This window comes from Microcoleus sp. FACHB-672, assembly GCF_014695725.1.
Lineage (GTDB): Bacteria > Cyanobacteriota > Cyanobacteriia > Cyanobacteriales > Oscillatoriaceae > FACHB-68.
On sequence record NZ_JACJOU010000012.1, the window covers coordinates 113,916 to 137,641 of the forward strand.

The following is a 23,726-nucleotide window of genomic DNA, read 5'->3' on the forward strand; positions in this document are numbered from 1 at the left end:
ATAGTCAGCAATCACTGAAAAAACACTGGGTGTTGAGTGCTAACAATTTCTAACTGACCGCTTCCCTTTTTTATGAGGCTTGAGTTTCAATGCGAGTTTTACTCCTCTATCCCCTATTTCCAAAAAGTTTCTGGTCATTTGAAAAAACCTTAGAACTGGTGGGACGAAAGGCAATGCTGCCGCCATTGGGATTGGCGACAGTCGCGGCACTTTTGCCTCAAGAATGGGAGTTTAAGTTAGTTGATCGTAATGTTCGGGCAGTAACAGAGGCTGAATGGGAATGGACTGAAATTGTGATTATTTCAGCCATGATTGTTCAAAAGCCAGATTTTATTGCTCAAATTGAGGAAGCAAAACGACGGGGCAAATTAGTCGCAGTGGGTGGCCCTTATCCAACGGCATTGCCCAAAGAAGCGAATGCTGCCGGTGCAGATTTTCTGATTTTGGATGAAGGCGAACTCACCCTACCGATGTTTGTTGAGGCGATTCAAAAAGGTGAGGTTTCAGGAACTTTCCGCGCCACAGAAAAGCCTGATGTAACTTCAACGCCAATCCCGCGCTTTGAGTTGCTGGATTTTGAAGCCTACGACAATATGTCAATCCAGTTCTCTCGCGGCTGCCCGTTTCAGTGTGAATTTTGTGACATTATTGTTCTCTACGGTCGCAAACCTCGGACAAAATCTCCAGAACAACTTTTAGCTGAACTTGACCGGCTTTATGAATTAGGCTGGCGACGCAGCGTTTTCATGGTAGATGACAACTTTATTGGCAACAAACGCAATGTCAGATTGTTGCTAAATGAGTTGAAAACCTGGATGATAGAACGTAACTATCCATTCCACTTAAATACCGAAGCATCTATTGATTTAGCACAAGATCCAGAACTGATGCAATTGATGGTTGAGTGCAACTTCAATGCTGTCTTTTTAGGGATTGAAACGCCTGATGAAGAAAGTTTAGCGTTTACCAAAAAGTTTCAAAATACAAGAGATCCGCTTTCAGAATCTGTAGAGGCGATTACGAGAACCGGCTTGCGGGTAATGGCCGGCTTTATTATTGGTTTTGATGGCGAAAAACCGGGTGCCGGTGAACGAATTGTCCGGTTTGTTGAGCAAACAGCAATCCCCACCGCATTGTTCAGTATGTTACAGGCACTCCCTGATACCGGACTGTGGCACCGGCTAGAAAAAGAAGGCCGGTTGCATGGCAAAACCACGGCTATCAACCAAACCAACTTAATGAACTTTGTGCCGACGCGTCCCATAGAGACAATTGCCCGTGAATATGTCGATGCGTTTTGGCAACTATACGACCCTATGACATTTTTAAATCGCACCTACCGTCATTTTCTAATGTTGGGCGTTCCCAAGCATCACGCCCCTACAAGACCGCCGAGTTGGGTTAATGTTAAAGCACTGCTAACTGTCTGCTGGCGGCAGGGTTTTGTTCGCCATACTCGCTGGCAGTTTTGGCGTAATTTGTTTGGTATCATCCGGCACAATCCTCGTGTCTGGGATGGCTACTTAGCGATTTGCGCCCACAGCGAACACTTTATAGAATATCGCGAAATTGTGCGTGAACAAATTGAAGCTCAACTGGCTGAATATTTGGCTTCTGAAGCTGGTGCTAAAACGAAGATTCATCAAGAGGCGAGAGAATCAGCAGCAGCTTAATTGATGCAACGATTTTTTAACTCACATCCTGCAACCCGCCCCAAAATTAATTTCGGGGCGGGTTCTTTTAAGTCGAATAAATCTAAATCCAATATTTTTCCGGTCGGATTTATCCGGTTTTAGCTATTAGCCGGAGGTTTAAACCTCCGGCTAATTTTATCTATGAATTGGCTGTTTAAACCCAGACAGGCTATCAGGCAAGCGTGGCGATATCAAGAAATGTCAAAAATCAAAACGTAAGCAGGATAAATATAATCTACCCTTTACATTTCTCTAGGTTGAAAACACAATTTTTGATCAGAAATTAACGTGTTTTTATCCTATTGGAAATCAATCCGTTGTGCCTTACTTACAGGCGTAAAGCGCTGAACAAAGCTTTGAAATTTAGGAATTTTATCTCCATTTAGATTCAAAACCGGCAGATATCTTTCTTCCGTAGCTGAATCATCCCCATAACCGTAGCGAATCACAGTTCGTTCAGGACGTCCTGTTCCATAAGCAATGTGGATATCACGCACCAAGTTACAACTCATGACAAATCGCCCCATATTGATGTCACCATCACCGGCAAAGTAATGCCACTCAACACTGTTCCAATTTCCACTAGAACAATAGACATTTGCCACTTCAAGCATTTTAGAGATGTGGACATCATAACGACTCAGCTTGCCGCCATAAGCTGAGCGAGTTGTGTCTCCATCCGGTACAATAAAAACGCCTCTTGCTTGTCCGCCTTGCTGAGCACCCACGAAGCGAATGGAACTGATAGGAACTTCGGTGTTGGCAACTGCCGGTTGCGTGATTGCGCCGACACCTAATAAAGCACAAGCAGCGATGGATAAAAATTGTGTACGCATAAAAGTAGGCTGTCACGTGTAATGGTGATCTAGCCATCACTACACGCCGGCAGCCGGTGATTCCTAAAACTGCTTTTTTATATCTAAGCTCAACTGTTTAGGCACTTATGAGATCAAGCGATAAATAAATGGGTAGCGATAAGGCCGGTCGGGATTGCCCAGAACTTCGATAATAGCCATAATCGGGAGGACAAAACTGGCAATACCTAACAGAATTAACAGTGGAATCCCAATCAGGACAATACTCAGCAGCCCAAAGATAGCTGCATAAATATAAAGGTTAATGTGAAAATTTAAGGATTCCTTAGCATTATCTTTTACTACCGGATCGTCCGATACAAACAAAATCGCAATCGGTACGCCAATAGAGACTAGTGCAGCGCTAAAAAAGATCGCTCCATGACATAGCGCAGAGAAGAGCTTCCGCTTGTCTAAGTCATTCATACCAGCACGCTCCCATTGATTGCACGATATGTTTAATCATACCGACCTAAAACCGGCATCACTTTAATTACTCGCTTTTATTTAAGATTAGAGCGTTCGTCTATCCTTTAAAAGCGGATGGATAATTGGCAATGCTCTGCCCTTTCTAATTACCAATTATCCATGACCCGAAATATTCCGCAAGCGCAATCACGAGCATTTGCTACACCGGCAGCCTTAGAGAATGCGGAAAATAAACGGGTAGCGATAAGGCTGGTCAGAATTTCCAAATACTTGTAAGAGTGCTAGAACCGTTAGCCCCCAGTGAATAAGGTATCCGATAGGCGCTAAAATCAAGCCCAGTAACCCAAAAGTCAGGAAAGTCAACGCTGCAATAATGGCTCCATAGAACCAGACGTTAATATGGAAGTTGATCGATTCTTTGGCATTTTCTCGCACAACCGAGTCATCCGATACAAACCAAACTGCAATGGGTATCCCAACAGACACAATCGTAGTGCTGAAAAATATCGCCCCATGAGACAGTGCTGATAAAAGCTTTCGTTTGTCCATTTAACCGACCCTCTCACCCATTTCGGGCTTTGCTATTGTTGCCAGCGGCTGATCCGCTTCATCTGTAATGTATTGTAACTTTGACAGCCAACATTTATGCTGGGTGGGATCTGGGGGGAGTTTCCGCACACGACGGCCAAGCAGTTCGTGCTAAGGGTAAAACTTGAATCCTTAGCTAGCTTTGCTACACTCAAACTTAAAGCTCCGTAACCTCGTCCCGCCAAATTTCAGCATGACCACAGAACTGCAAACCGAACTTCTAGCAGCGGTTGATCAGCGCCGCAACTTTGCCATTATTTCCCACCCCGATGCCGGTAAAACCACGCTTACAGAAAAGCTGCTGCTGTACGGGGGTGCAATTCACGAAGCCGGTGCTGTAAAGGCACGCAGAGCGCAGCGTCATGCGACTTCAGACTGGATGGCAATGGAGCAACAGCGGGGCATTTCCATCACTTCCACAGTATTGCAGTTTGAATATCGAGGCCGGCAGATTAACCTGCTAGACACCCCCGGACACCAAGACTTCAGCGAAGACACCTATCGCACCCTCGCCGCCGCAGACAACGCCGTGATGTTGGAAGACGCCGCCAAAGGGCTAGAACCACAAACACGCAAACTGTTTGAAGTGTGCCGGATGCGTTCCATTCCCATCTTCACCTTTTTTAACAAACTTGACCGGCCCGGACGTGAACCGTTAGAACTGCTAGACGAAATTGAGAAAGAACTGGGTCTAGCAACCTATGCAGTAAACTGGCCGATTGGGATGGGCGACCGCTTCAAAGGCGTCTACGACCGGCGCACCCAGCAAATTCACCTGTTTGAGCGCAGCGCCCACGGCAGCCGTGAAGCGCTCGATACAGCCATCGCTCTAGGCGATCCTCGCCTCGAAGAATTGTTAGAAAAAGACCTTTATTATCAATTCAAAGATGAGTTAGAGCTGCTGGATGGAGTGGGTTCAGAATTAGATTTAGAACAGGTTCATGCCGGCAAAATGACCCCAGTTTTCTTCGGCAGCGCCATGACCAATTTTGGCGTGCAGTTATTCCTCGACTCGTTCTTAGACTACGCTCTCAAACCCGGTTCACACAAAACTTCTGTCGGTGACCTTCCCCCGACTCATCCAGAATTTTCTGGCTTTGTGTTTAAATTGCAAGCGAATATGGACCCGAAACACCGAGATCGGGTCGCATTTGTGCGCGTCTGCACCGGCAAGTTTGAAAAAGACATGACGGTGAATCATGCCAGAACCGGCAAAAACGTGCGCCTCTCCCGCCCGCAAAAACTTTTCGCCCAAGATCGCGAATCCATTGAAGAAGCCTATCCGGGAGATGTGATCGGGTTAAATAATCCAGGCGTTTTTGCAATTGGCGACACAATTTATACCGGCCAAAAACTTGAATATGAAGGCATTCCCTGCTTTTCTCCGGAACTCTTTGCTTACCTGAAAAATCCCAACCCTTCTAAATTCAAGCAATTCCGCAAAGGCGTTGCCGAGTTGCGCGAAGAAGGTGCGGTGCAAATTATGTATTCCGCAGATGAAGCAAAGCGCGATCCAATTCTCGCCGCCGTAGGCCAGTTGCAATTTGAAGTCGTGCAGTTTCGGATGCAAAACGAATACGGGGTAGAAACCTTGCTGGAAATGCTGCCCTTCTCCGTGGCCCGTTGGGCGACCGGCGGCTGGGAAGCATTACAAAAAGTCGGGCGGCTGTTTAACACAGTCACCGTCAAAGATAGCTGGGGAAGGCCGGTTTTACTGTTTAAAAATGAGTGGAATTTGCATCAAGTAGAAGCAGATCACCCAGGGTTAAAACTGAAAGCCACAGCGCCGGTGGTTGCCGGCCAGGAACCGGAATCTTTGTAACAACAAAGCCAGTAGAAGCGTGAATTAGGGGCGGCTTTTCTTCAAAGATGTTCTCAACCCGCCCCTAATCTAAAGTGTGAAATAGAAGGTGGCACCTTTCTCCACCTCAGCTTCCGCCCAAATTCGGCCCCCGTGCCGGTGAATGATGCGCTGCACCGTTGCCAACCCAACGCCGGTGCCTTCAAACTCACTGGCGCGGTGGAGACGCTGGAAGGTTCCAAAAAGCTTATCCGCATAACTCATATCAAAACCGGCCCCATCATCACGCACAAAGTAAATCGAACCGGAAGATGGAATGCCGGTTTGACCAGCCGGTTGCGGCAATACTCCAAATTCAATTCGAGCGTTCTGGTGTTTAGAGGTATATTTCCAAGCATTACCTAGCAGATTTTCTAACACAATCTGCAGCAGCCGGCCATCAACCTTAGCCACCACACCAGCCGTGATCACCCATTCTACCTGACGTGCCGGTTGTGTCTTCTTCAAATTATTAGCGACTGCCTGGGCTAAGCCACTGACATCAATCATTTCACGCCTCATTTCCGTACGTGCCACCCGCGCCAACTGTAGCAAATCATCAATAAGTTGCCGCATTCGCGCCGTTGCAATCCGAATACTCTGAAGATCGTCCACACCCTCCTCATCAAGCTTTTGAGCATAGTCTCTCAGCAAAAGCAGGCTAAAGGCGTCAATCGAAGCCAACGGTGCTCGCAAGTCGTGAGCGACTGAGTGAGAAAATGCTTCTAGCTCTTGGTTAACAATTTCTAGTTGCTGGGTGCGCTCCACCAGCGCTAAGCGGCTGAAATAACGATCAGTCACATTATCCAGCAACCAGAGGCGACCAGGCACATCGCGCACGCGAGTCGGAGTGCTGGAAAGACTCAACACCGTTCGCCCTTCAGGGACAGGTGCAGCGTTGGCGTCATTATTTTCTGCCGGCCAAGTAGAATCTTGGGGCGGGCTTTCATTTGCACAAACCCATAACCAATCCCGAATCTCCGCCTGAGGTTGGGAGAAAAACTTAACTGCCTGCTGCGCGATCGCCTCGTGATTTTCAGCAGTGGTGCGTAATTTTGCCATCGCCTGAGAGATTACCACCGGCTCTACAGATCCCGGCATCAAATTCAGTTGCTTAGCCGCAGCCTGATTCAGCCAACTTTGCTCCCCACTTTCATCCACAAACACCACACCTTGAGGAATCGTCTCTAGAATCGCACTGTAGCGTGCCTGTAGCTTTTCAAAGTGAAACGTTGTGTCTTGGAAGCGCAGGAGGGTACGCACACCCGCTAATAGCGACTCCATCAGTTTTCTTAAGCGCCAAGAAATCTCAGTGCGGCGATACCACAGCAACAATATTGCCCCGCGCCGGTTGCCGGCATCTTGCAACGGCAGCACAGCCAGAGACTGAGTGCCTTGGCCAACCAAAACAGGCGCAGCGCCGGCACTACTGGGATAATCAGAATAGTAAAGGCAGCGATTCTGAGCGAGCGCCTCAGCAAAAAGTTTAGGGGTCGTGAGTTTATCCGGCAATGCTGTCAGGGGAAGACATACGAGCGCCTCCGCTGTGACTTCGTCGAGTTGATGCAGGGCAATTGCCGCATCGGCACGGGCTAATTCGCGCAGGGAAGAAAGTGCTTGAGTCAGGAGAACTTCGGGAGTTGCAGTCGCGTCTGCCTCCAGTAGGGATGCGAGCAGGTTGCGGGAAGCAAACTGCCACTCAATACCGAGTAAAAATCTGCGTGTCAAGACACCCAGAACGGTCGCACTCCCCACTGCTATGCTGTAACGTGTCAGCAATACGTTGTCATCGCCTAGCAGGGCGCTACTGTGGCTATACAGTGTCAGCAACCCACTCTGCCCCAGCATCAGCGCCACCAGCATTGGTGACAGTGGCAGCATCAAGGCAGCCGCAAACAGGATCGGTGCGACGATCAACACCGGCATCACTCCAGCTAGGACGCTAAAACCCACCAGAGCCAGGATTAGCCCCACGATAGCGCCCCTAAAAGTCGGTAGCCGGTCAGGATGATTATGCGGCAAATTTAACCACCGATAATTTTGCATTACTCAACATAATATTTTCTAAAAATAAAGACCGCTATCCTTCTGTTCTATCAAATCTTTTCCTAATTTCCTGAGACCCTTTTATTTGTTTTTTTATTTTTGGGAGCCACGATCCTTTCTTTATCAAAAATTTTTATCGTTCAAAAGCAAAGATCGTTTATCCTAATAAAATTAACAAAGCTCTTTGTGTCTCTTTCTCAAAAATTAAAACTTTTATTGAAATTTTAGATTTTATAAAGTTTTATTGATTTTTGTATGCAGACGGCCGCTACTAATCCTGATTTCCTCAATCAAAAACAGTTTTCAGAGCAGCTAAACAAATGCGTTTCAGCTTGAAGCAGCTTTCGTCCCATTTGTTTAGAATGCCCAATTCCTTATAATTTGACACATCTATCAAGATGCACTTTGATCGCATTAATCACCATGTCGGGCGCACTTAGGTGAGGTAGGTGTCCACGGGCAGCGATCTGCAGTAGCTTACTGTTAGGGATATGCGCTGCCATATAGGAGCCAACCTCAGACGGCACAGCAATATCTCCGCTTGATTGCAGGATCAGTGTCGGCACTTTCAAGCGCGGTAACTCAATCCGGTGATCTGACTGGAAAATCACCCGTGCTACAGCTTGAGCGATATCCGGGCGGATGCCACTGAGGGTATTGGCAAACTCTAGGGCAAGTTCAGGTTTTTCAGGATTCCCCATTGCCAGAGGTGCAAAACCACTGGCCCAAGCGTAGTAATTGGACGACATGGCTGCATAAAGGGTGTCAAGATCGGACTGCTCAAACCCCCCGATGTAGTTAACATCGTTGAGATAACGTGGCGACGCACTGATAAATATTAGTTGACGAAATACCTCTGGCTGGACTAATGCGGCTAGTAAACTGACCATACCACTAGCCGAGTGACCCACTAGGATGCAGTCTTTAATTTTTAATTCGGAACACAGTTCCAGCAAGTCTTCGGCATAACTGTAAAGACTGCTATAGCGGCGGGGACTGTAGGCAGAAAAATCTGACTTGCCGGCTCCGACATGATCGAAAAGGACAAGGCGATAGTCGGAAGCAAATGCTGCTACCTGATGCCGCCAAGCCGTTTGGTCGGAGCCGAACCCGTGAGCAAAGATAATCGTTTGAGAACCATTGCCCAGTATTTGTACATGATTACGCTTAAGAAGGCTTGTCGTTCCAACCATAAAAGTTTTCAGCTTAGGTGTATTTTTCTATTTCTATGCTAGTGTTTGTCGTTAAAAATTTTGGACGGCCAGTTGAGCTTTGCTAATCTCACCCTGTTTGTTTACATCATAAAAATCCACCTTTTTTTATAAGGAGATATTCTTGACGATTCCCTGAGTTTTGATTAACAGCATTTGCTCTAACTATTAGAACAAATCGGGCATAACTTTGTTGAGAGTGATAGCACGATGAATGATTCGATAATTTAATTTTTCCTCTCTCTTATCGGTAGCCCCTCTCCCCCTCATGTGTTCGTTCGGTGCGAAGGCAGTAAGTACCGGCCTGCTTATCCATATCGACTACTCATTACTATTTTCGCGGGAATTGGGTTCGCTTTCACGCCCAGTTTCGCAAAGATTCTATGAAGCTATCAGGTTGGGTGAAACGCTTGTGGGTTATGGTTGGGAAGTAAGCCAAAGGAGGAGTTATGACCTCGATTCCCGAACCCCCTCCCTCTAGTGCCGGCGCTTCTGGGGTAACTCCTTCCCTAGAGACTGGTTTAGCCGCACTAAAGCAGGGAGATTATTCAGCGGCGATTGCTCACCTAGAAGGCATCTGTGAGATTGAACTCCATGAACCTTCACTCTTGCGTGCTCAGATGGGGTTAGTTGTCGCCTACGAGCGCATCGGCAAAGCCGAAAAGGCCATTGCCCTCTGTCAAACCCTCAGCAAAAGCGAGAAAAGCCAGGTTAAGCAATGGGCGACTCGCACACTCACCGATTTGCAAGCGCGTTTCTCCCAAAAAAAATCCGTTCCCACTCAACTGCTACAGCCGTCTAACCCGACTGTTTTTCAAAGTTCACCGGCACCAAACTCCTCAGAAGCCGCCGTCAATCCCACCGGCTTTGTCCCCCTCGATAATCTGCCGCCAGCCTCAGAAGCAGCTGCCAGTCCCACCGGCTTTGTCCCCATCGATAACCTGCCGGTAAAACCTAGGCAGAGTGTACCTAAAGCGGTTCCGCCCCCACCACCGCCCCCGTCTCGGCGTTCTACCAAACCGCCGGCTCTCCCAAATCAGGAGGCTCAGCCATCTGTCGGTGAGGGGAGCAAGGGAGAGAAGGAGCAAGGGGGAGTGGGGGAAAGTGAACCTTTGTCAACCCCTCAGCCCCAAATTCAGAACTATCAACCGAGTTGGCGTAATGCCGGTCGCGCCCAAAATTGGAAGCCCCTGCGAGCTCCCAAGCAATGGCGTTTGTGGTTACTTCAGGGGGCAACTGTCTTCCTGATGCTGGTGGTTATTCGCGCTGTTGTTCACTTCGCGATGTCTAGCATCAACGACATCTTAGTGAAACTGCCCTTTATGTCACCTGTTCAAGCTTTTTACTATGACCAAACTCAGTCTATTTTGATGATTTTGCTGGCGCTGCTAATATTGTCGCCCTGGTTACTCGATGGACTGCTAGAGCTGTTTTATGGTCAAAAGCCGTTGTCGGTGAAGACGCTAGAAAGCCACAGTCCAGAAGCGGCGAAGATGCTGAAACGCGTTTGCTGGAAGAAAAAATGGCCTTTGCCTACTTTGAAAGTGTTGCCGATTAATGCGCCGGTGGCGCTTAGTTATGGCAACCTGCCCCGTACTGCCCGGATTGTGGTGAGTCAGGGTTTGCTAGATCAATTGGCAGATGACGAAATTGCCGCAATTTATGCCGGCGAACTGGGGCACATTGCCAACTGGGATTTGGCTTTGATGTCTGTGGCGGTTCTAGTTGTCCAGATTCCTTATCTGATCTACTGGCAAGCTGCTGACTGGGAAGAACGCGGGCAACGTCTAATCCAATCCCCCTTTCTCTCGTCAGTTTTCGGCGGGACAATGGCGGTGATTTCTTCCCTCGCTTATGGGATTTTCTGGGTATTCCGCTGGCCGGCTTTTTGGCTGTCGCGGCAGCGGCTTTACTATAGTGATCGGGTGGCGACACAAACAACCGGCAATCCCAATGGCTTGACTCGCGCTTTACTAAAAATAGCGATTGGGATTGCCAATGATGTCGGGAAACAGCGCTCAACCAGCTATTTCCTCGAAGGCTTTGATCTACTGATTCCGGTGGGATGCCGGCAGGCGATCACGCTGGGCAGTTGTTATCCGTTAACACCCATTGAACCCTTGCTGGAATGGGATCGCAGTAACCCTTACCGGCAGTGGCTGACCATTAACAATGCCCATCCTCCTCTGGGTGATCGGTTGAATATTTTGGCTCTGTGTGCCCGCTTTTGGAAGTTAGAAACCGAGTTGGATTTGCTGCTGCCTGAGCCGGCAGCGAAGAAAAGCAAGAAAAAGCCGGTTTCTCCTGCGATTCAAAACTCACCACTAAAAACTCAGGACTTGTTGCGACAAGGTGCCCCCTATTTTGGGGTGCTGATAGGTTTAATCTTTGGCGCTGTGTTCTGGCTGATCGGGTGGGTAGGTGTCCAGATGCGTATTCCAGAAATCAGTTGGGTGTTGCGTGATCATCAATGGCTGCTTACCGGCTTTGTGCTGACTGGATTTTGCTTGGGGACGGTTATGCGGATCAATTCCTTTTTCCCAGATATCAAACCGGCTAATTTGTCAAATGAATCAAGCTTGCCGGCTTTGCTGGCAAATCCTGCTGCCTTGCCGGTGGATAGCCAGCCGATTCGTTTAGAAGGTAAGCTTTTGGGACGTAAAGGAATTGGCAACTGGCTGGGACAGGATTTAATTTTGCAAACGTCAGCCGGCTTCGTGAAATTGCACTACCTTTCAAAATTTGGCCCAATCGGCAATCTTTGGCCTCATTCCCCTCGTCCTAGCGATTTTGTTAATAAGCAGGTGATTGCAACCGGGTGGTTTCGCCGGGGTGCGACTCCGTGGCTCGATCTTGAAACGCTTTCGACGACTGCCGGTCAAACCAGCCACAGTGGCCACCCCATTTGGTCTACGATTCTAGCCGGTGTGGCAGCCCTCTGGGGAGCCTATCTGATTTCTCGCGGTGGACTTTAAAAGGTTAGGTAGCAGACAACAATGAAGTAGAACTTCCCAATTCCCAATTCCCAATTCCCCATGCCCCATTCCCAATTCCCTGATATGTAAAGAAATGTTGCAAACTTTTTTCCATTAATGTTACAGTTATTTACAGAAAGCACATGGTTCCAGACGTGTCCAAGCCTTCAATCTCTGTTATTGCAGTCGCTCAGCCGTCTTGGTATCAGGTTTTCCTTCTCCCAACACAGCAATTTCAGCCAGCCGCAGCCATCGGCTGGTTTTTTGCGTAAGCTGTCAGGCATTTAACTTTTACTGCTTGCCAGCATGGGAAATGTAGGTAACGATATCTGTGGAAATTCGTTTTTCTTTCTCTGCTTCTAGCCATTTATTGCTGCTATCGGGCAACTTGAAAAATGCAAGTTAGATGCACACCTAACTGAGTGCCTTTTAAGTAATGGCATTGTTATAGATAAAAAAGACGGATTTCCGCCCTTGTAGCTAGCTCCATACCCAAGGCTGTGATACCTTTATTAAGGGTTTAAAATCTTATATCCTCAAAGCAAGGGGATTTGTGGGTCGCTCACTGAATTGCGAGTTACCAAGACAGCATTTTGGGCAAAGCGTGTCTAGGCTATGCTATCGGCTCCTAAGCGCGTCAGTTCCTGCATACCCGACGGGACAAATCGGGACGTTAGCATCCCTATTGCTTGAAATCCCAGGCTACCACCAGTGGTATTTACGGCGGTTTTTCTCAAGATTGTGTAACAACAGTATTCTTAAAACACCATTGAGCCTCCATTCCCTAGTGATGACCAAAAGCTTACGCAGCGACCGTATAGCTAAATTTCAAGCGCGTCGGGTGCAATGTAGTGGCAGAAGCCTATTGAATAATTTTGCAATTAGAGGTGAACTGCCTTGTTGAGGTTTGCCAGAGAGGCACACAGCTTGGCTAGTTTTGCTGCTTGGTGTCAACCCTTGTCTCTTGATGACCGTTATCAAGTTAAGATTTGTAAATTTGTTGGAACCCAACTTTGGAGGACTTGTCCATGTCAATTCGTCTTTATGTAGGGAATCTGCCCAAAGAAATAGATCGTAAAGAGCTGCAAGATATTTTTGCGGAAGCCGGCGATTCTGTTTCTACGAAAGTGATCACTGATCGCAAAACCGGCAAATGTCGGGGATTTGGTTTTGTCACCGTCAAAACTGATGAAGAAGCTGATCAAATCATCGAGAAGTACAACGGTTTTGTGTTTAAAGAAAACCCAATCAAAATAGAGAAGGCATTGCCTCGCTCTAAGGGTAAAGGAGATGAGGAATCAGCCCCACAGCCGGCTGCTCCTGTTACCAAAGCCGCTGGCGCTCCTAGTGTCGGTGGTGGTGGTGGCGGCGGCGGCGGTGGCGAACGCCGTGGTGGCGAGCGTCGTGGCGGCGGGAATAAGTCTCGTCGCGGTTCTACCAGTACTGGCGGCGGTGGCACCTCGACTTCTACACAGCAAGAAGCCTCCCAGCCAGATCCACGCTGGGCACAAGAGTTGGAAAAGCTCAAGCAAATGCTAGCGGCTCAAGCAAGCAACCCGTAAATGTAGCTTTTGCGCTTAAGACAGTTAAAAACGGGCGACTTGAACACTTGTGCCGGTGAATTAGCCGGAGGAATTTTTAAAATCCACGTGTAGCAAGCGCCCGCTGATTGTCTTTGAAATTGTTAAGTTTGAGTGGGGAATCGTCAAAAAGGTTGAAGGTTAAAAAAAAGCTTTAACCTTTTATCGGTCTATCTTTTAGTGTTAGTTAAATAACAGAACAAATTCAGGCAACCCAATTAGAAGTTTCTTCTAATAATGGCACTTGCAGCCAATCTTGGAGGTGGGTACGCAGATGTTGAGAAAATTCTTGTCGGCGGTTAAATAATTCAGTCCGCACTGCTTTACGAGATTCGTCAAGTGTCCAGCCATAATCACTGCTCAGGCGCAGTTTTCCTTGCCAGTCAGCGACAGAAACCATGACCTGGGGGGAAGGGCTGTTATCGTAGTCTTGGACGCGAAACACATAGTTAAAAGTATTCTGGCTAGCAGCGGCTACGGTGGAGGGTTGTCCGCATTCGAGTTCCAAGCGCGATCGCACCTGCTCGGCTAAACCGGGTTTTGTTAAATCTTCTAGTGTGCGAACTGCCAAGGTGAGGGCAAAATAAAACTCTTCTACTGGAACAAATTCTAGCTGCATGGATAGTAGTTATGGAATTGCCGGTGTGAGATGCGAAATTAAAGCAAGCTGAGGTTTGCTTTCGCCAAAACATAACCCATCATACAGATTTTTTCCCACTTGCCACACCGCTCGCGAAAATACGTTAATTCCCAAATTAGTCAAATCAGCCGGCATCCGCACTAAGAAGCTTTAGACATCGAAAAATCTCTAAAGGTTGAAGATTGCTGTTGCAACGTCAATTCGGGACGCCCCAATCCAAATCCCTGTCCGTAGTCCATCCCTAAATCGCGGCAGCACTCGATATCCTTACGGTGTTCCAGTCCCTCCGCGACAACCAGAATTCCCTCTTCGTGGGCAGAATGCAATAGACTTTTGATTAAAGTTTGCTTCAGAGGATGTTTGCTGCAACCATCTATCAAGCGCCGGTCGAGTTTAACAAAATCCGGGCGAACCTCCATCACATAATGATCGATGGAAACACAACCACATAAATCATCAACCGCAATTCCAAAACCCCATTTTCTCAGCCGGTTGATCAGCTGGGGCAAATTTGGGCAGTGGGAGAGGATTTCAACTTCAGTTAATTCAAACACAATTTGGTGCGGTTGTAATCCCAGCGCCAAGACTTTTTCTAGATTCTGTTCTAGAGACTTAAAATTATCGATAATCGCATTCGGTAAAACATTAATGAAAAAAGTTTGATTCGTGTTTAATGCGGCAATTGAATCCAAACAAATTTCTCTGGCTAATTCATCAAACTCGCGCGTTAGTTTTGTTGAAAGGGCGGCATCAATTAATTGTTGCCCGCTCAGATACTGACCCTGTTCGCTGAGGGCGCGAGCCAGACATTCATGAGCGATGATCTGACCCGAAGCTAAATCAAAAATAGGTTGATACTTGAATAATAAACACTGCTTTAAGAGTAAATGGAAAAACCAGGCATTTCTCACACAGTTCGTAATTACGCTCAGGGGCTGAGCCTGAAGAAATTCTAACAGTAGACTGTTATCCTCCAGGGGTAAGCGTGTCAACAAAAAACGCGATGCGGCTTGACTGGCGTCTGTTAGGGTTCGGGTGAGCTGCCTAAAAACGGCAGCTAGCTGAGGTTCTGTGACTTCTTGATAAACGAGTTGAGGAATGGCCGGAATTTGCTGAAATCCCAGTTCGCCAAGCTCGTTAATTGTATCTAAATCTAAGGGTTGTATTATGAATTTCAGTTGGTTCGTTAATGAATCGATAGGAGGCATTAGGGATAGATTGCTCATTGTTACGACATATTAAGCTCATTTACCTAATAATATACGACAGGATGGACGCTTAATACTGTGCTAAAAATCACACCGCTTAATTTCCCTGGCATCCCCTTTAAGAAATATATATAAATTATCTAAAGATAGATAAAAAACGCTTGTCTTGAAGCTTTAGTTAAATTTTTGCTTGCTGGATATGTAAATAAGTTATCAGGAGATTAAAAAACTCTTCTCAGCCATTCTCTGGTGAAACCGTCTTTAGGCAGAGATGGAAATAAGCGAGCGGGACATTAAAAAAGATTTCACAATTGAGGTTTTTTGTAAATCCACCCCAAGAAAGACATGAAAAATACCTCTAGGCAGATATTTAAAAAGATTCCATGAGTAAGCTTTTGGCGCATCTACCCAAAGGAATATATTTAGAAATCTGATTATGAAATTTCTAACCGGCTCCCATTAGTGTAGCTGGGTTGACTTGGATGCGGCCTTCATCTTGCTGGATTGGCACAAGTAAACAGCGGCGCTCACACAAGCCAGCGCCACCCATCATACCTTAGCCGGTTGCCAGTAACTTTTAGAGCACTTGCGCCCTCAGCCAAGCCACAGGTAAATACAACAGCTTGCGAGAGCGACCAACATAAGCTCGCTGCCGAAACACATCGTAGTGGTTGCTCTCAATCACATCCAGAATTTGCCGGTAGAGCATCAGCGCCGACCAAACCGGCCAGCGTGCATCTAAACTCAACTGGCTAACGCCTTTTTCAGCCATCGTAAAAAACTTGCGCGCTCGCCCGATTTGGAAGCGCATCAACTCGCGCCATCGTTCATCCACTACACCATTAAATAAATCCTCTTCGGTGTAGTTAAACAGCGCCAACTCTTGCAAAGGCAGGTAAATGCGACCTCGGTTCGCATCTTCCCCAACATCTCGGAGGATGTTTGTGAGCTGGTTAGCAATTCCCAGTGCCACCGCCTGTTCAATCGGAAGTTCCGCTGGTACATTTCGATTCCAAGGAGCCTTGCGGGGCGATGGTTCCACCCCCATGATCGGCATCGACATCAAACCAACTGTACCGGCGACTCGGTAACAGTAGAGGTAAAGCTCCTCAAACGTCTCGTACCGGCTACAGCACAAATCCATCCGCTGGCCGGCAATCATATCCCGAAATGGCTGAATGCTTAGGGAGAAGCGTTGCAGCGTATCCGCTAGCGCCACATCGGGATCTTCTTGAGGATGACCCCCAAAGATGGATTCCAGTTGGTGTTCCCACTGGTCGAGGGTTTCAGGCGTAGTTAATCGAGCGCGAGGCCCATCAACCAATTCATCTGTGCGACGGCACCAAGCGTAGATAGCCCAGATTGCCCGCCGTTTCTCCTCTGACATCAACAGCGTGCCCAAATAAAAAGTTTTGGCATAAGTGGCTGTGATCTGACGACAGAGTTCGTAAGCGGCCTCTGGGGAAGCCAGCGTGTTCATGCAGGAGTAATGAGGCAGTTGCAGCATTCGTTGCAAGCTTAGAAATGGTCAGTGGTTAGTGGTCAGTTGTTGGCTGTCAGGGATCAGCTGTCAGCGGCTAGTGATCAGCGCTCAGTTGTTTTTGCGACTGACAGCTGACCGCTGACAATTCCATTAACAACCGATGGCTGCTGGCTAACGGCTACCTGCTGAGTGCTATTGATCGCCTGCGCTGTCAGCTTACCAGAAAGCACAGCCCCTTCCATACTCGCTAAGTAACGTTGCATGGTGTAATCGCCGGTTAAAAAGAAATTGGCAATGGGGGTAGTCTGGGAAGGCCGGCACTCTTGGCGTCCGGGGGTCGCTTTGTAAACCGAGCGAGGCGTCTTGACAATGTGATATTTAAGCAGATTTGCGGGCTGCTCACCACAGAAATGATCAGGAAACAGCTTCTCGAGTTCTGTCATGGTTGCCGCAACAATTTCCTCGTCGGATTTGGAAATCCAATCTTTAGCCGGCGCTAAAACAAGTTCCAGCATCGAGCGATTGGGATTTGCATATTCCCGGCAAGTATTGCTCATGTCGGCATAGACACTAAGCAGGGGCGAGCGCGAAAACAGTAGGTGATCGATGTCCGTCAGCTTGCGGTCAAACCATAAATGTACATTGATCACCGGCACTCCTTCCAATCCATCCAGCTTTTTAAAGTAATCTAGCTGACGCCAAGGTGCCGGCAGCATCACTTTCAACGGGTCAACCGGCATCGCCGACACATAAGCGTCCGCTACAATTTCCTCATCCGCCGCCCCGTCTGAGCCTCGTAGCAGAAACCCGCGAACCGTCCCATCCTCATTAAGCAAAAACTCCTTAATTGAGGCATTCAGCCGCACTTCGCCACCGCGTTCGGTAATGTAATCTACCATTGGCTGACAAAGCCGCTCCGTAGGCGCACCATCAAGGAAGGCCATTTTAGAGCCGGTTTTCTCTTGCAGAAAGCGATTTAACGCTGTCAGCACCACCGTCGCAGAAATTTCATCTGGATCGATGAAGTTCAGCGCCTTCGACATGGCAATGAAAACTTCCTTTTCCACACGTGGGGGGACGTTTTGTTGCTTCAGCCACTCAGAGAAAGACAGTTTATCCATCTCTTCGACATACTTCTGGCCTTGAATCATCGCCGGAATTAGGCCCAGGCCAAAGCGAATTTTCTCTGGCCAAGTGAGCATATCGTTGTTACGCAGAATCGCGATAACTCCGTTAATCGGTGCCGGCAGATCCGGAAAATCGAAGCGCGAGTAAGTCCCCGGACTGTTCGGCTGATTGAAAATCATCGTGTGTTCTTTCCACTGCAGCCGATCTTCGATTCCCAACTCTTTAAAGAGCTGCAACATATTGGGATATGCACCGAAAAAGATGTGCAACCCCGTTTCGTACCAGTCCCCGTCTTCGTCCTTCCAAGCCGCTACTTTGCCGCCCAATACGTCTCGCCGTTCCAAGACGATCGGTGTGTGACCGGCATCCGTCAGATATTTGGCGCAAGAAAGTCCTGCTAAGCCTGCTCCCGCGATCGCAACTCGCATTTGATGCTTCTGCCTTTCGAGATTCTAAAGATTTTCTTAAGGGTGTGATTACCCGCCTCTCATTATACCGTTGCAATCCGTTACATTTTGCAAGCTTTGTCCAACCTGATCAATTTATATTGACGATTTTTAGCTGGAGTGCCGGCCCTCTGCCTGTTGGAGTATCCAGAAAAGTTTATTTTCCCATCCATAAACGCGTTGAGAGCAAGCCGGCTACTCTGGGGTAAAACAATTGTGGCTTATAGCTTGCACTCTCTCGTTATTCAGCTAGGATGGAGTCTCCCAAGTTTCCCGGCGATTCTACCGGATCTCAAAAATTCTCAGACGTCCCTAGAAAATTGCCGATGGCTGGAGGCTGAGAATTTGGATCAGTCGCTGTTTGGAAAAATTTATAGCCTAAAATCGTTGGCCCTGTAAATTTTTACGTGATCAATGGGCACGATATCCAATAGAGGGTCGCTCGGCACTGTAGGAAATCTACACTTTCTTATTAACGTTTTAAACTAGCAGGCAGGGATCTATGAATACGGTTCTGATCGTGGATGACAGTTTAACCTTACGTCAAATTGTTTCAGATATTTTAAGAAAGAGCGGACTCAATGTTGTTGAAGCATCTGATGGCATTGAAGCAAAAGAACAAATTCAAGCCAGCTATCCAGATTTAGTGATTACGGACGTTGTCATGCCTCGAATGAATGGCTACGAGCTGTGCCGATGGCTCAAAAATGACCCAAAAGCCCACAATATCCCTGTTGTTATGTGTACGAGCAAGAGTGAGGAATTTGATCGCTACTGGGGAATGAAACAAGGGGCTGATGCTTATATTGCCAAACCTTTTCGCCCAACCGAACTGATTGCAACGGTTAAACAACTGCTGAAAGGACTGTAACTGCCGGCATTCGCAAGCTATAAAAAATTAAAAAAGGAGAGTCTTCTCTGTTTTATTTTTAATTTTGCTTTTTTACTTTTAACCTTTAATCTCCCACATTCGGCTGGCCCCCTAGGTATCTTTTAGAATTCTCTAATTTTATTGGGCCGGTCTTAGTTTCTACTTGGCTGAAATGCCCCTCTACGCTGCCTGTTGTGTGAGTGGTGCTAATCACACTCATTCACATGGAAATTTGCAAAAGCCCTGTTCTTTTTTTCGATAAAACTGAGCGATTGTAGTGAATGCTACAAACAATTCATTTCAATGGCTCCCTTAGTTTTGATCAAGGAGGAGAGAGGCATTGCTCCTGCCGGCCCAGGAATCTTGAATATAAGTTTAATTCATAAAAATTGAAAATTGTCAATACTGTTAAGCCAGCAATTGATAAAAGCGGATATCTGGCGACATCGCAGCTAAGCCATTAAGTTGAGAGACTGCCTGCTGAATATGTTGTGAATTCAAATGTGCCTTGAGTAATTCCTGAGTTTCCCACTCTTCCACAAAGACAAAATCAGTCGGCTCGGCTGAATTTTGCATCAGGTCGTAGAAAATACAGCCGGCTTCTTGGCGAGTTGGTTCAATGATACTCAAAAGAATAGACTTCACTGGCTCCACCTGATCGGGAAGCGCGACAACACGAGCCACCACTCGAACGGTTTGCTTGGCCACAGGTTGAGTCCTCCAAAATTCAGTTGGGCAACAGAGCAGATCCTACTGTATCAATCTCTGTTCCCTTCTGCGCCATGCCCCTACCTTTAGGTTGGCGAAGCCTTGCCCTATTGCCAATCCCCCATTCCCATAGCAACACTCAGCTCATCCGCTACAAGACAGGTTTCACCAGCAAGATACAATAAAGTCAGCAAGTTTGTCATCGGTTATCAGTCATGGATTATCAGTCATAAGCAAGCGTATAAAAGACAAAGGATAATTGACAAAGGACAACTGACAACTGAGAATCTTCAGAGCTAGGAGAAAAAGAACGCATGGGAAAGGTAGTCGGCATTGACCTGGGGACAACCAACTCAGTAGTAGCCGTTATGGAAGGCGGTAAGCCGATAGTAATTGCCAATTCAGAAGGCATGCGGACAACTCCCTCTGTAGTAAGCTTCAGCAAAGAAGGTGAGCTACTCGTCGGACAACTGGCCCGCCGGCAAGCCGTACTCAACCCTCAGAATACGTTTTACGGGGCGAAGCGCTATATAGGCCGTCAATATGCCGAACTCAACGCCACGTCAAAACGAGTGCCTTACACCATTCGTAAGGACGAAACCGGCAACATCAAAATTAAGTGTCCTCGCCTGAAAAAAGAATTTGCCGCAGAAGAAATCTCATCGATGGTACTGCGGAAACTGGCAGATGAAGCGAGTCGCTATTTAGGACAGCCAGTAACCGGCGCGGTGATTACCGTCCCCGCCTATTTTAATGACTCTCAGCGACAGGCAACCCGCGATGCCGGTCGAATTGCCGGCCTTGAAGTCAAGCGAATTCTCAACGAACCAACGGCTGCCTCCTTAGCCTATGGATTAGATCGCAAGCAACAACAGACCATCCTAGTGTTCGACTTGGGCGGCGGCACGTTTGATGTTTCCATCTTGGAAGTGGGCGATGGCGTATTTGAAGTCAAAGCCACCAGTGGAGACACCCAGTTAGGCGGAAACGATTTTGATAAAAAGATCGTAGACTGGCTGGCAGAACAGTTTTTAGAAGTTGAGGGCGTAGATTTGCGGCGCGACCGGCAGGCCTTGCAGCGCCTCACAGAAGCCGCCGAAAAAGCCAAAATCGAGCTTTCCGGCGTCACCGTCACCGACATTAACTTACCTTTCATCACCGCCACCGAAGACGGTCCCAAACATCTAGAAACTCGGCTAACGCGTGCTCAGTTTGAAGGGTTGTGTGGCGATCTAATCCAACGGCTTCGCATTCCTGTCAAGCAAGCTTTAATGGATGCCAGCCTCTCCCCCTCTCGGATTGATGAAGTCGTCTTGGTGGGCGGATCGACCCGCATCCCTCTAGTCAAACAGCTGGTACGCAGCCTGATTGACAAAGAACCGAATGAAAACGTCAACCCCGATGAAGTCGTCGCGGTAGGGGCCGCTATACAAGCCGGCATCCTGGCAGGAGAAGTCAGAGATGTGCTGCTGCTGGATGTGACGCCCCTTTCCTTGGGGTTAGAAACCATTGGGGGCGTGATGAAAAAACTCATCCCGCGCAACACTACGATTCCCGTGCGCCGATCAGACATTTTTTCCACCGCTGAAAATAATCAAACCCTCGTTGAAGTTCACATCCTTCAGGGAGAGCGGGAGATGGCGTCAGATAATAAATCGTTAGGCCGGTTTAAACTCACCGGCATCCCGCCGGCACCACGCGGCGTCCCCCAGATTCAGGTCGCCTTTGATATCGATTCCAACGGCATCTTACAGGTGACAGCCCTTGACAAAACCACGGGACGAGAGCAAAGTATCACCATCCAGGGTGCATCTACCCTGAGTGAATCGGAAGTCACCCGTATGATCCAGGATGCCGAGCAATTTTCCCAAGACGATCGCTTGCGGCGAGAGCGGGTGGAAAAGCGCAACCGGGCAGAAGCGCTAGCTTATCAAGCCGAAAGACAGCTGCGAGAGGTGGCTTTGGATTATGGAATGCAGTTTGCCCAACGCAGCCGCAGTCGCATCGAATCTTTGGTTCGAGACTTGCGCGATAACCTAAGCCGCAATGACGAGCGAGGCGTGGATCTGACGAGTTCGGAACTCCAAGACGCTCTTTACGATATAAGTCGGGAAGTTTATCAGTTCTCCCGCGAAGAGGACGGGGATGACTTCTTTGACTCAATTCGGCGCACCTTCTCCGGAGACAGCCGGCCCTCTGAGCGCGTAGGAGCCAGTCGCGTCACCAGAGGCGAGTCCCGTTATCCTCGGACAAATGTCAGCGAAGATGAGTGGGATGATGAGGATGATGATTGGTTTTAATGGGTCATCAATTCGCGATGGGCACTCAGCCGTTCACCTGAGTGCCGGCAACTAAACCCTGAGTAGCTGGCAACTGAACCTTGACACCTGACACCTAACACCTGAAAATGCAGAACTTTCGGAACTACTACCAGATTCTGGGAGTTCCCAGAGATACCTCCAGCGACGAGATTAAAAAAGTTTATCGCCGGCTGGCTCGGCAGTATCACCCAGATTTGAATCCGGGGAACAAAGAAGCAGAAGAAAAATTTAAGGAGATTAGCGAAGCTTACGACATTCTTTCCGATCCGAGCAAGCGGGCGCAATATGACCAGTTCAGCCGGTTTTGGAAGCAGAAAGATTTTCAGAGTGGCAAAGCTCCGCGAACACCGGCAGCTAAAACCTGGAACGGTCGTACTAGCAACGGTCGCACTTCCACTGAAGACGTGGATTTCAGCCAGTTCGCTGACTTTAACACCTTTGTTGACCAGCTGCTAAACCGGCGCAATGACAATGCAGTTTCCACTCCACCCCCCGGCCCGCGTGTGCGGGTTGATTCGGCGGATTCGTTTCGACCGGGAACGACAAAAACCGCTTATACAGTCGGTGGTTCTCGGGCTACGCGCCGGGATGTGGAAGCGCGTCTAAGCTTGCCTCTGGAAAAAGCTTATGTGGGAGGAAATGAACGGATACGCCTGGAAGACGGACGCTCTTTAGAAGTCAATATGCCCGGTGGTATGGTGACCGGCCAGCGTATCCGTCTCAAAAACCAAGGTTTGGCCGGCGGAGATTTGTTTTTGAAAATTACCGTCACGCCCCATGCTTTTTTTAAGTTAGAAGGGTCTGATATTCGCTGCCAACTTCCGCTAACACCCAGTGAAGCAGTGCTGGGAGGGCCAATTGAAGTGCCGACCCTTGATGGTTTGGTGAAAATGAGAGTGCCGGCAGGGGTTCGATCCGGTCAGCGCCTGCGTCTTGCCGGTAAAGGCTACCCCACCGGCACTGGCACGCGAGGCGATCAGCTTGTGGAAATTCAAATTATGGTTCCCACAGAAATCAGTGCTCAAGAACGGGAACTCTATGAAAAGTTGCGTCTAATAGAAACATTTAATCCCCGGCTAGATTTACAGGAATAGCTGACCGGGCTGTAAAACGTAACGTGAGAGGGATCAAGGGTGGGACATCACAACTCATACCATTTTGGTAAATGCCGGCAATCGTTCAAATTCTAAAGGATTGGGCACTCCGGACATTTAAAATATCAAACCCAAAATGGTATCCCTAGCTCCCCATTCCCCAGCCTGAGTCGCTTTAATCAGGGAAAATGCTCTAAGAATTGTCATGTGCTTTGATCGTTGAAGCAATCGCAAACAATAACATTCGTTGTAGGTTGTGGGGTTTCTTAAGTCAACCTCCGAATACTAAGAATTATTACGCGCGTTGATCGTTTAAGCAATCGCCAACAATAAATGAGCCGGGATGAGGCTGCTTTTCCGGATAACTCCCTCTAATACTTGCTTAACTTAACAAAATCCGTTTTTGCCAAACGCAATTTGGTAGCGTTTGATACGTCATCATTTCCATTTTCCACAACCATCTCTTACTTCAGGGAGTTTTTCGTTCAATTAGCTATTTTCAGAGAGTAAATTCCCGGTACAGTACTGGCACAAGCCAGGTCATTTTGTTGACATCCGACCACAGAATCAGATTTGTCCGCTTTGACTTTTCAATTCCCCAGCCTAAATT

The 23,726-nt window shown here is 47.9% G+C and carries 17 protein-coding genes; 7 read left to right on the forward strand and 10 right to left on the reverse strand.

The window, feature by feature from the left end; genetic code table 11:
- The first annotated feature begins 89 nt into the window (after positions 1 to 89).
- Positions 90 to 1,673: a B12-binding domain-containing radical SAM protein gene (locus H6F56_RS07155; protein WP_190666265.1), complete on the forward strand. Its 1,584-nt coding sequence runs from the start codon at positions 90 to 92 to the stop codon at positions 1,671 to 1,673.
- A gap of 320 nt (positions 1,674 to 1,993) precedes the next feature.
- On the opposite strand, the gene H6F56_RS07160 is transcribed toward H6F56_RS07155, so the two are convergent.
- The 3 genes from H6F56_RS07160 to H6F56_RS07170 all read right to left on the reverse strand — a co-directional run bounded on the left by H6F56_RS07160 (position 1,994) and on the right by H6F56_RS07170 (position 3,526).
- A complete protein-coding gene (locus H6F56_RS07160) occupies positions 1,994 to 2,530 on the reverse strand; it encodes a hypothetical protein (RefSeq protein ID WP_190666267.1) in 537 nt (178 codons plus the stop codon).
- Between the two features lie 105 nt (positions 2,531 to 2,635).
- On the reverse strand, positions 2,636 to 2,974 hold the full coding sequence (locus H6F56_RS07165) for a DUF4870 domain-containing protein (RefSeq protein WP_190666268.1): 339 nt from the start codon (positions 2,972 to 2,974) through the stop codon (positions 2,636 to 2,638).
- A gap of 216 nt (positions 2,975 to 3,190) precedes the next feature.
- Complete coding sequence (locus H6F56_RS07170) at positions 3,191 to 3,526, reverse strand: DUF4870 domain-containing protein (protein WP_190666270.1); 336 nt, start codon at positions 3,524 to 3,526, stop codon at positions 3,191 to 3,193.
- Positions 3,527 to 3,758: 232 nt separating this feature from the next.
- On the opposite strand from H6F56_RS07170, the gene prfC reads away from it, so the two are divergent.
- Positions 3,759 to 5,387 carry a peptide chain release factor 3 gene (prfC, locus tag H6F56_RS07175; RefSeq protein ID WP_190666272.1) on the forward strand — a complete coding sequence of 543 codons (1,629 nt, stop codon included), beginning with the start codon at positions 3,759 to 3,761 and terminating at the stop codon, positions 5,385 to 5,387.
- Between the two features lie 69 nt (positions 5,388 to 5,456).
- On the opposite strand, the gene H6F56_RS07180 is transcribed toward prfC, so the two are convergent.
- Positions 5,457 to 7,451, reverse strand: coding sequence for a sensor histidine kinase (locus tag H6F56_RS07180; protein ID WP_190666274.1), 1,995 nt, complete (start codon positions 7,449 to 7,451; stop codon positions 5,457 to 5,459).
- A gap of 374 nt (positions 7,452 to 7,825) precedes the next feature.
- Entirely contained in the window at positions 7,826 to 8,644 is an 819-nt protein-coding gene (locus H6F56_RS07185) for an alpha/beta fold hydrolase (protein ID WP_190666277.1), read from the reverse strand.
- A 467-nt stretch (positions 8,645 to 9,111) separates the two neighbouring features.
- Here H6F56_RS07185 and H6F56_RS07190 point away from each other — a divergent pair, with 467 nt between their 5' ends.
- Complete coding sequence (locus tag H6F56_RS07190) at positions 9,112 to 11,637, forward strand: zinc metalloprotease HtpX (protein WP_190666278.1); 2,526 nt, start codon at positions 9,112 to 9,114, stop codon at positions 11,635 to 11,637.
- A gap of 1,028 nt (positions 11,638 to 12,665) precedes the next feature.
- Positions 12,666 to 13,199, forward strand: a complete 534-nt coding sequence (locus tag H6F56_RS07195) for an RNA recognition motif domain-containing protein (protein ID WP_190666280.1) — start codon at positions 12,666 to 12,668, stop codon at positions 13,197 to 13,199.
- 223 nt (positions 13,200 to 13,422) lie between these two features.
- Here H6F56_RS07195 and H6F56_RS07200 read toward each other — a convergent pair whose 3' ends face one another.
- The 4 genes from H6F56_RS07200 to pds form a co-directional block, all read right to left on the reverse strand.
- Positions 13,423 to 13,836, reverse strand: a complete 414-nt coding sequence (locus H6F56_RS07200) for a hypothetical protein (protein ID WP_190666282.1) — start codon at positions 13,834 to 13,836, stop codon at positions 13,423 to 13,425.
- 161 nt (positions 13,837 to 13,997) lie between these two features.
- Positions 13,998 to 15,083 carry an EAL domain-containing protein gene (locus tag H6F56_RS07205; RefSeq protein ID WP_199312625.1) on the reverse strand — a complete coding sequence of 362 codons (1,086 nt, stop codon included), beginning with the start codon at positions 15,081 to 15,083 and terminating at the stop codon, positions 13,998 to 14,000.
- Between the two features lie 559 nt (positions 15,084 to 15,642).
- On the reverse strand, positions 15,643 to 16,572 hold the full coding sequence (gene crtB / locus H6F56_RS07210) for a 15-cis-phytoene synthase CrtB (protein ID WP_190666286.1): 930 nt from the start codon (positions 16,570 to 16,572) through the stop codon (positions 15,643 to 15,645).
- Positions 16,573 to 16,649: 77 nt separating this feature from the next.
- The gene (gene pds / locus H6F56_RS07215) at positions 16,650 to 18,104 is read right to left on the reverse strand and encodes a 15-cis-phytoene desaturase (RefSeq protein WP_190666288.1); all 1,455 of its coding nucleotides are present in this window, start codon (positions 18,102 to 18,104) and stop codon (positions 16,650 to 16,652) included.
- A gap of 520 nt (positions 18,105 to 18,624) precedes the next feature.
- Here pds and H6F56_RS07220 point away from each other — a divergent pair.
- Positions 18,625 to 18,993 carry a response regulator gene (locus H6F56_RS07220; protein WP_190666290.1) on the forward strand — a complete coding sequence of 123 codons (369 nt, stop codon included), beginning with the start codon at positions 18,625 to 18,627 and terminating at the stop codon, positions 18,991 to 18,993.
- A 408-nt stretch (positions 18,994 to 19,401) separates the two neighbouring features.
- Here H6F56_RS07220 and H6F56_RS07225 read toward each other — a convergent pair whose 3' ends face one another.
- On the reverse strand, positions 19,402 to 19,701 hold the full coding sequence (locus tag H6F56_RS07225; protein ID WP_190666292.1) for a putative quinol monooxygenase: 300 nt from the start codon (positions 19,699 to 19,701) through the stop codon (positions 19,402 to 19,404).
- Positions 19,702 to 20,015: 314 nt separating this feature from the next.
- Between H6F56_RS07225 and dnaK the strand changes: the two genes are divergently transcribed.
- Positions 20,016 to 22,001: a molecular chaperone DnaK gene (dnaK, locus tag H6F56_RS07230; protein WP_190666293.1), complete on the forward strand. Its 1,986-nt coding sequence runs from the start codon at positions 20,016 to 20,018 to the stop codon at positions 21,999 to 22,001.
- A 107-nt stretch (positions 22,002 to 22,108) separates the two neighbouring features.
- Positions 22,109 to 23,116, forward strand: a complete 1,008-nt coding sequence (locus tag H6F56_RS07235) for a DnaJ C-terminal domain-containing protein (protein ID WP_190666295.1) — start codon at positions 22,109 to 22,111, stop codon at positions 23,114 to 23,116.
- The last annotated feature ends 610 nt before the right edge of the window (positions 23,117 to 23,726 follow it).

What these genes read in the sequence shown, in the direction of transcription:
- H6F56_RS07155 (WP_190666265.1), top strand. Translation starts at nt 90, where the DNA reads ATGCGAGTTTTACTCCTCTATCCCCTATTTCCAAAAAGTTTCTGGTCA.
- H6F56_RS07200 (WP_190666282.1), bottom strand. Translation starts at nt 13,836, where the DNA reads ATGCAGCTAGAATTTGTTCCAGTAGAAGAGTTTTATTTTGCCCTCACC.
- H6F56_RS07160 (WP_190666267.1), bottom strand. Translation starts at nt 2,530, where the DNA reads ATGCGTACACAATTTTTATCCATCGCTGCTTGTGCTTTATTAGGTGTC.
- H6F56_RS07185 (WP_190666277.1), bottom strand. Translation starts at nt 8,644, where the DNA reads ATGGTTGGAACGACAAGCCTTCTTAAGCGTAATCATGTACAAATACTG.
- H6F56_RS07205 (WP_199312625.1), bottom strand. Translation starts at nt 15,083, where the DNA reads ATGAGCAATCTATCCCTAATGCCTCCTATCGATTCATTAACGAACCAA.
- pds (WP_190666288.1), bottom strand. Translation starts at nt 18,104, where the DNA reads ATGCGAGTTGCGATCGCGGGAGCAGGCTTAGCAGGACTTTCTTGCGCC.
- crtB (WP_190666286.1), bottom strand. Translation starts at nt 16,572, where the DNA reads ATGCTGCAACTGCCTCATTACTCCTGCATGAACACGCTGGCTTCCCCA.
- H6F56_RS07235 (WP_190666295.1), top strand. Translation starts at nt 22,109, where the DNA reads ATGCAGAACTTTCGGAACTACTACCAGATTCTGGGAGTTCCCAGAGAT.
- dnaK (WP_190666293.1), top strand. Translation starts at nt 20,016, where the DNA reads ATGGGAAAGGTAGTCGGCATTGACCTGGGGACAACCAACTCAGTAGTA.
- H6F56_RS07195 (WP_190666280.1), top strand. Translation starts at nt 12,666, where the DNA reads ATGTCAATTCGTCTTTATGTAGGGAATCTGCCCAAAGAAATAGATCGT.
- H6F56_RS07180 (WP_190666274.1), bottom strand. Translation starts at nt 7,451, where the DNA reads ATGCAAAATTATCGGTGGTTAAATTTGCCGCATAATCATCCTGACCGG.
- H6F56_RS07165 (WP_190666268.1), bottom strand. Translation starts at nt 2,974, where the DNA reads ATGAATGACTTAGACAAGCGGAAGCTCTTCTCTGCGCTATGTCATGGA.
- H6F56_RS07190 (WP_190666278.1), top strand. Translation starts at nt 9,112, where the DNA reads ATGACCTCGATTCCCGAACCCCCTCCCTCTAGTGCCGGCGCTTCTGGG.
- H6F56_RS07220 (WP_190666290.1), top strand. Translation starts at nt 18,625, where the DNA reads ATGAATACGGTTCTGATCGTGGATGACAGTTTAACCTTACGTCAAATT.
- prfC (WP_190666272.1), top strand. Translation starts at nt 3,759, where the DNA reads ATGACCACAGAACTGCAAACCGAACTTCTAGCAGCGGTTGATCAGCGC.
- H6F56_RS07170 (WP_190666270.1), bottom strand. Translation starts at nt 3,526, where the DNA reads ATGGACAAACGAAAGCTTTTATCAGCACTGTCTCATGGGGCGATATTT.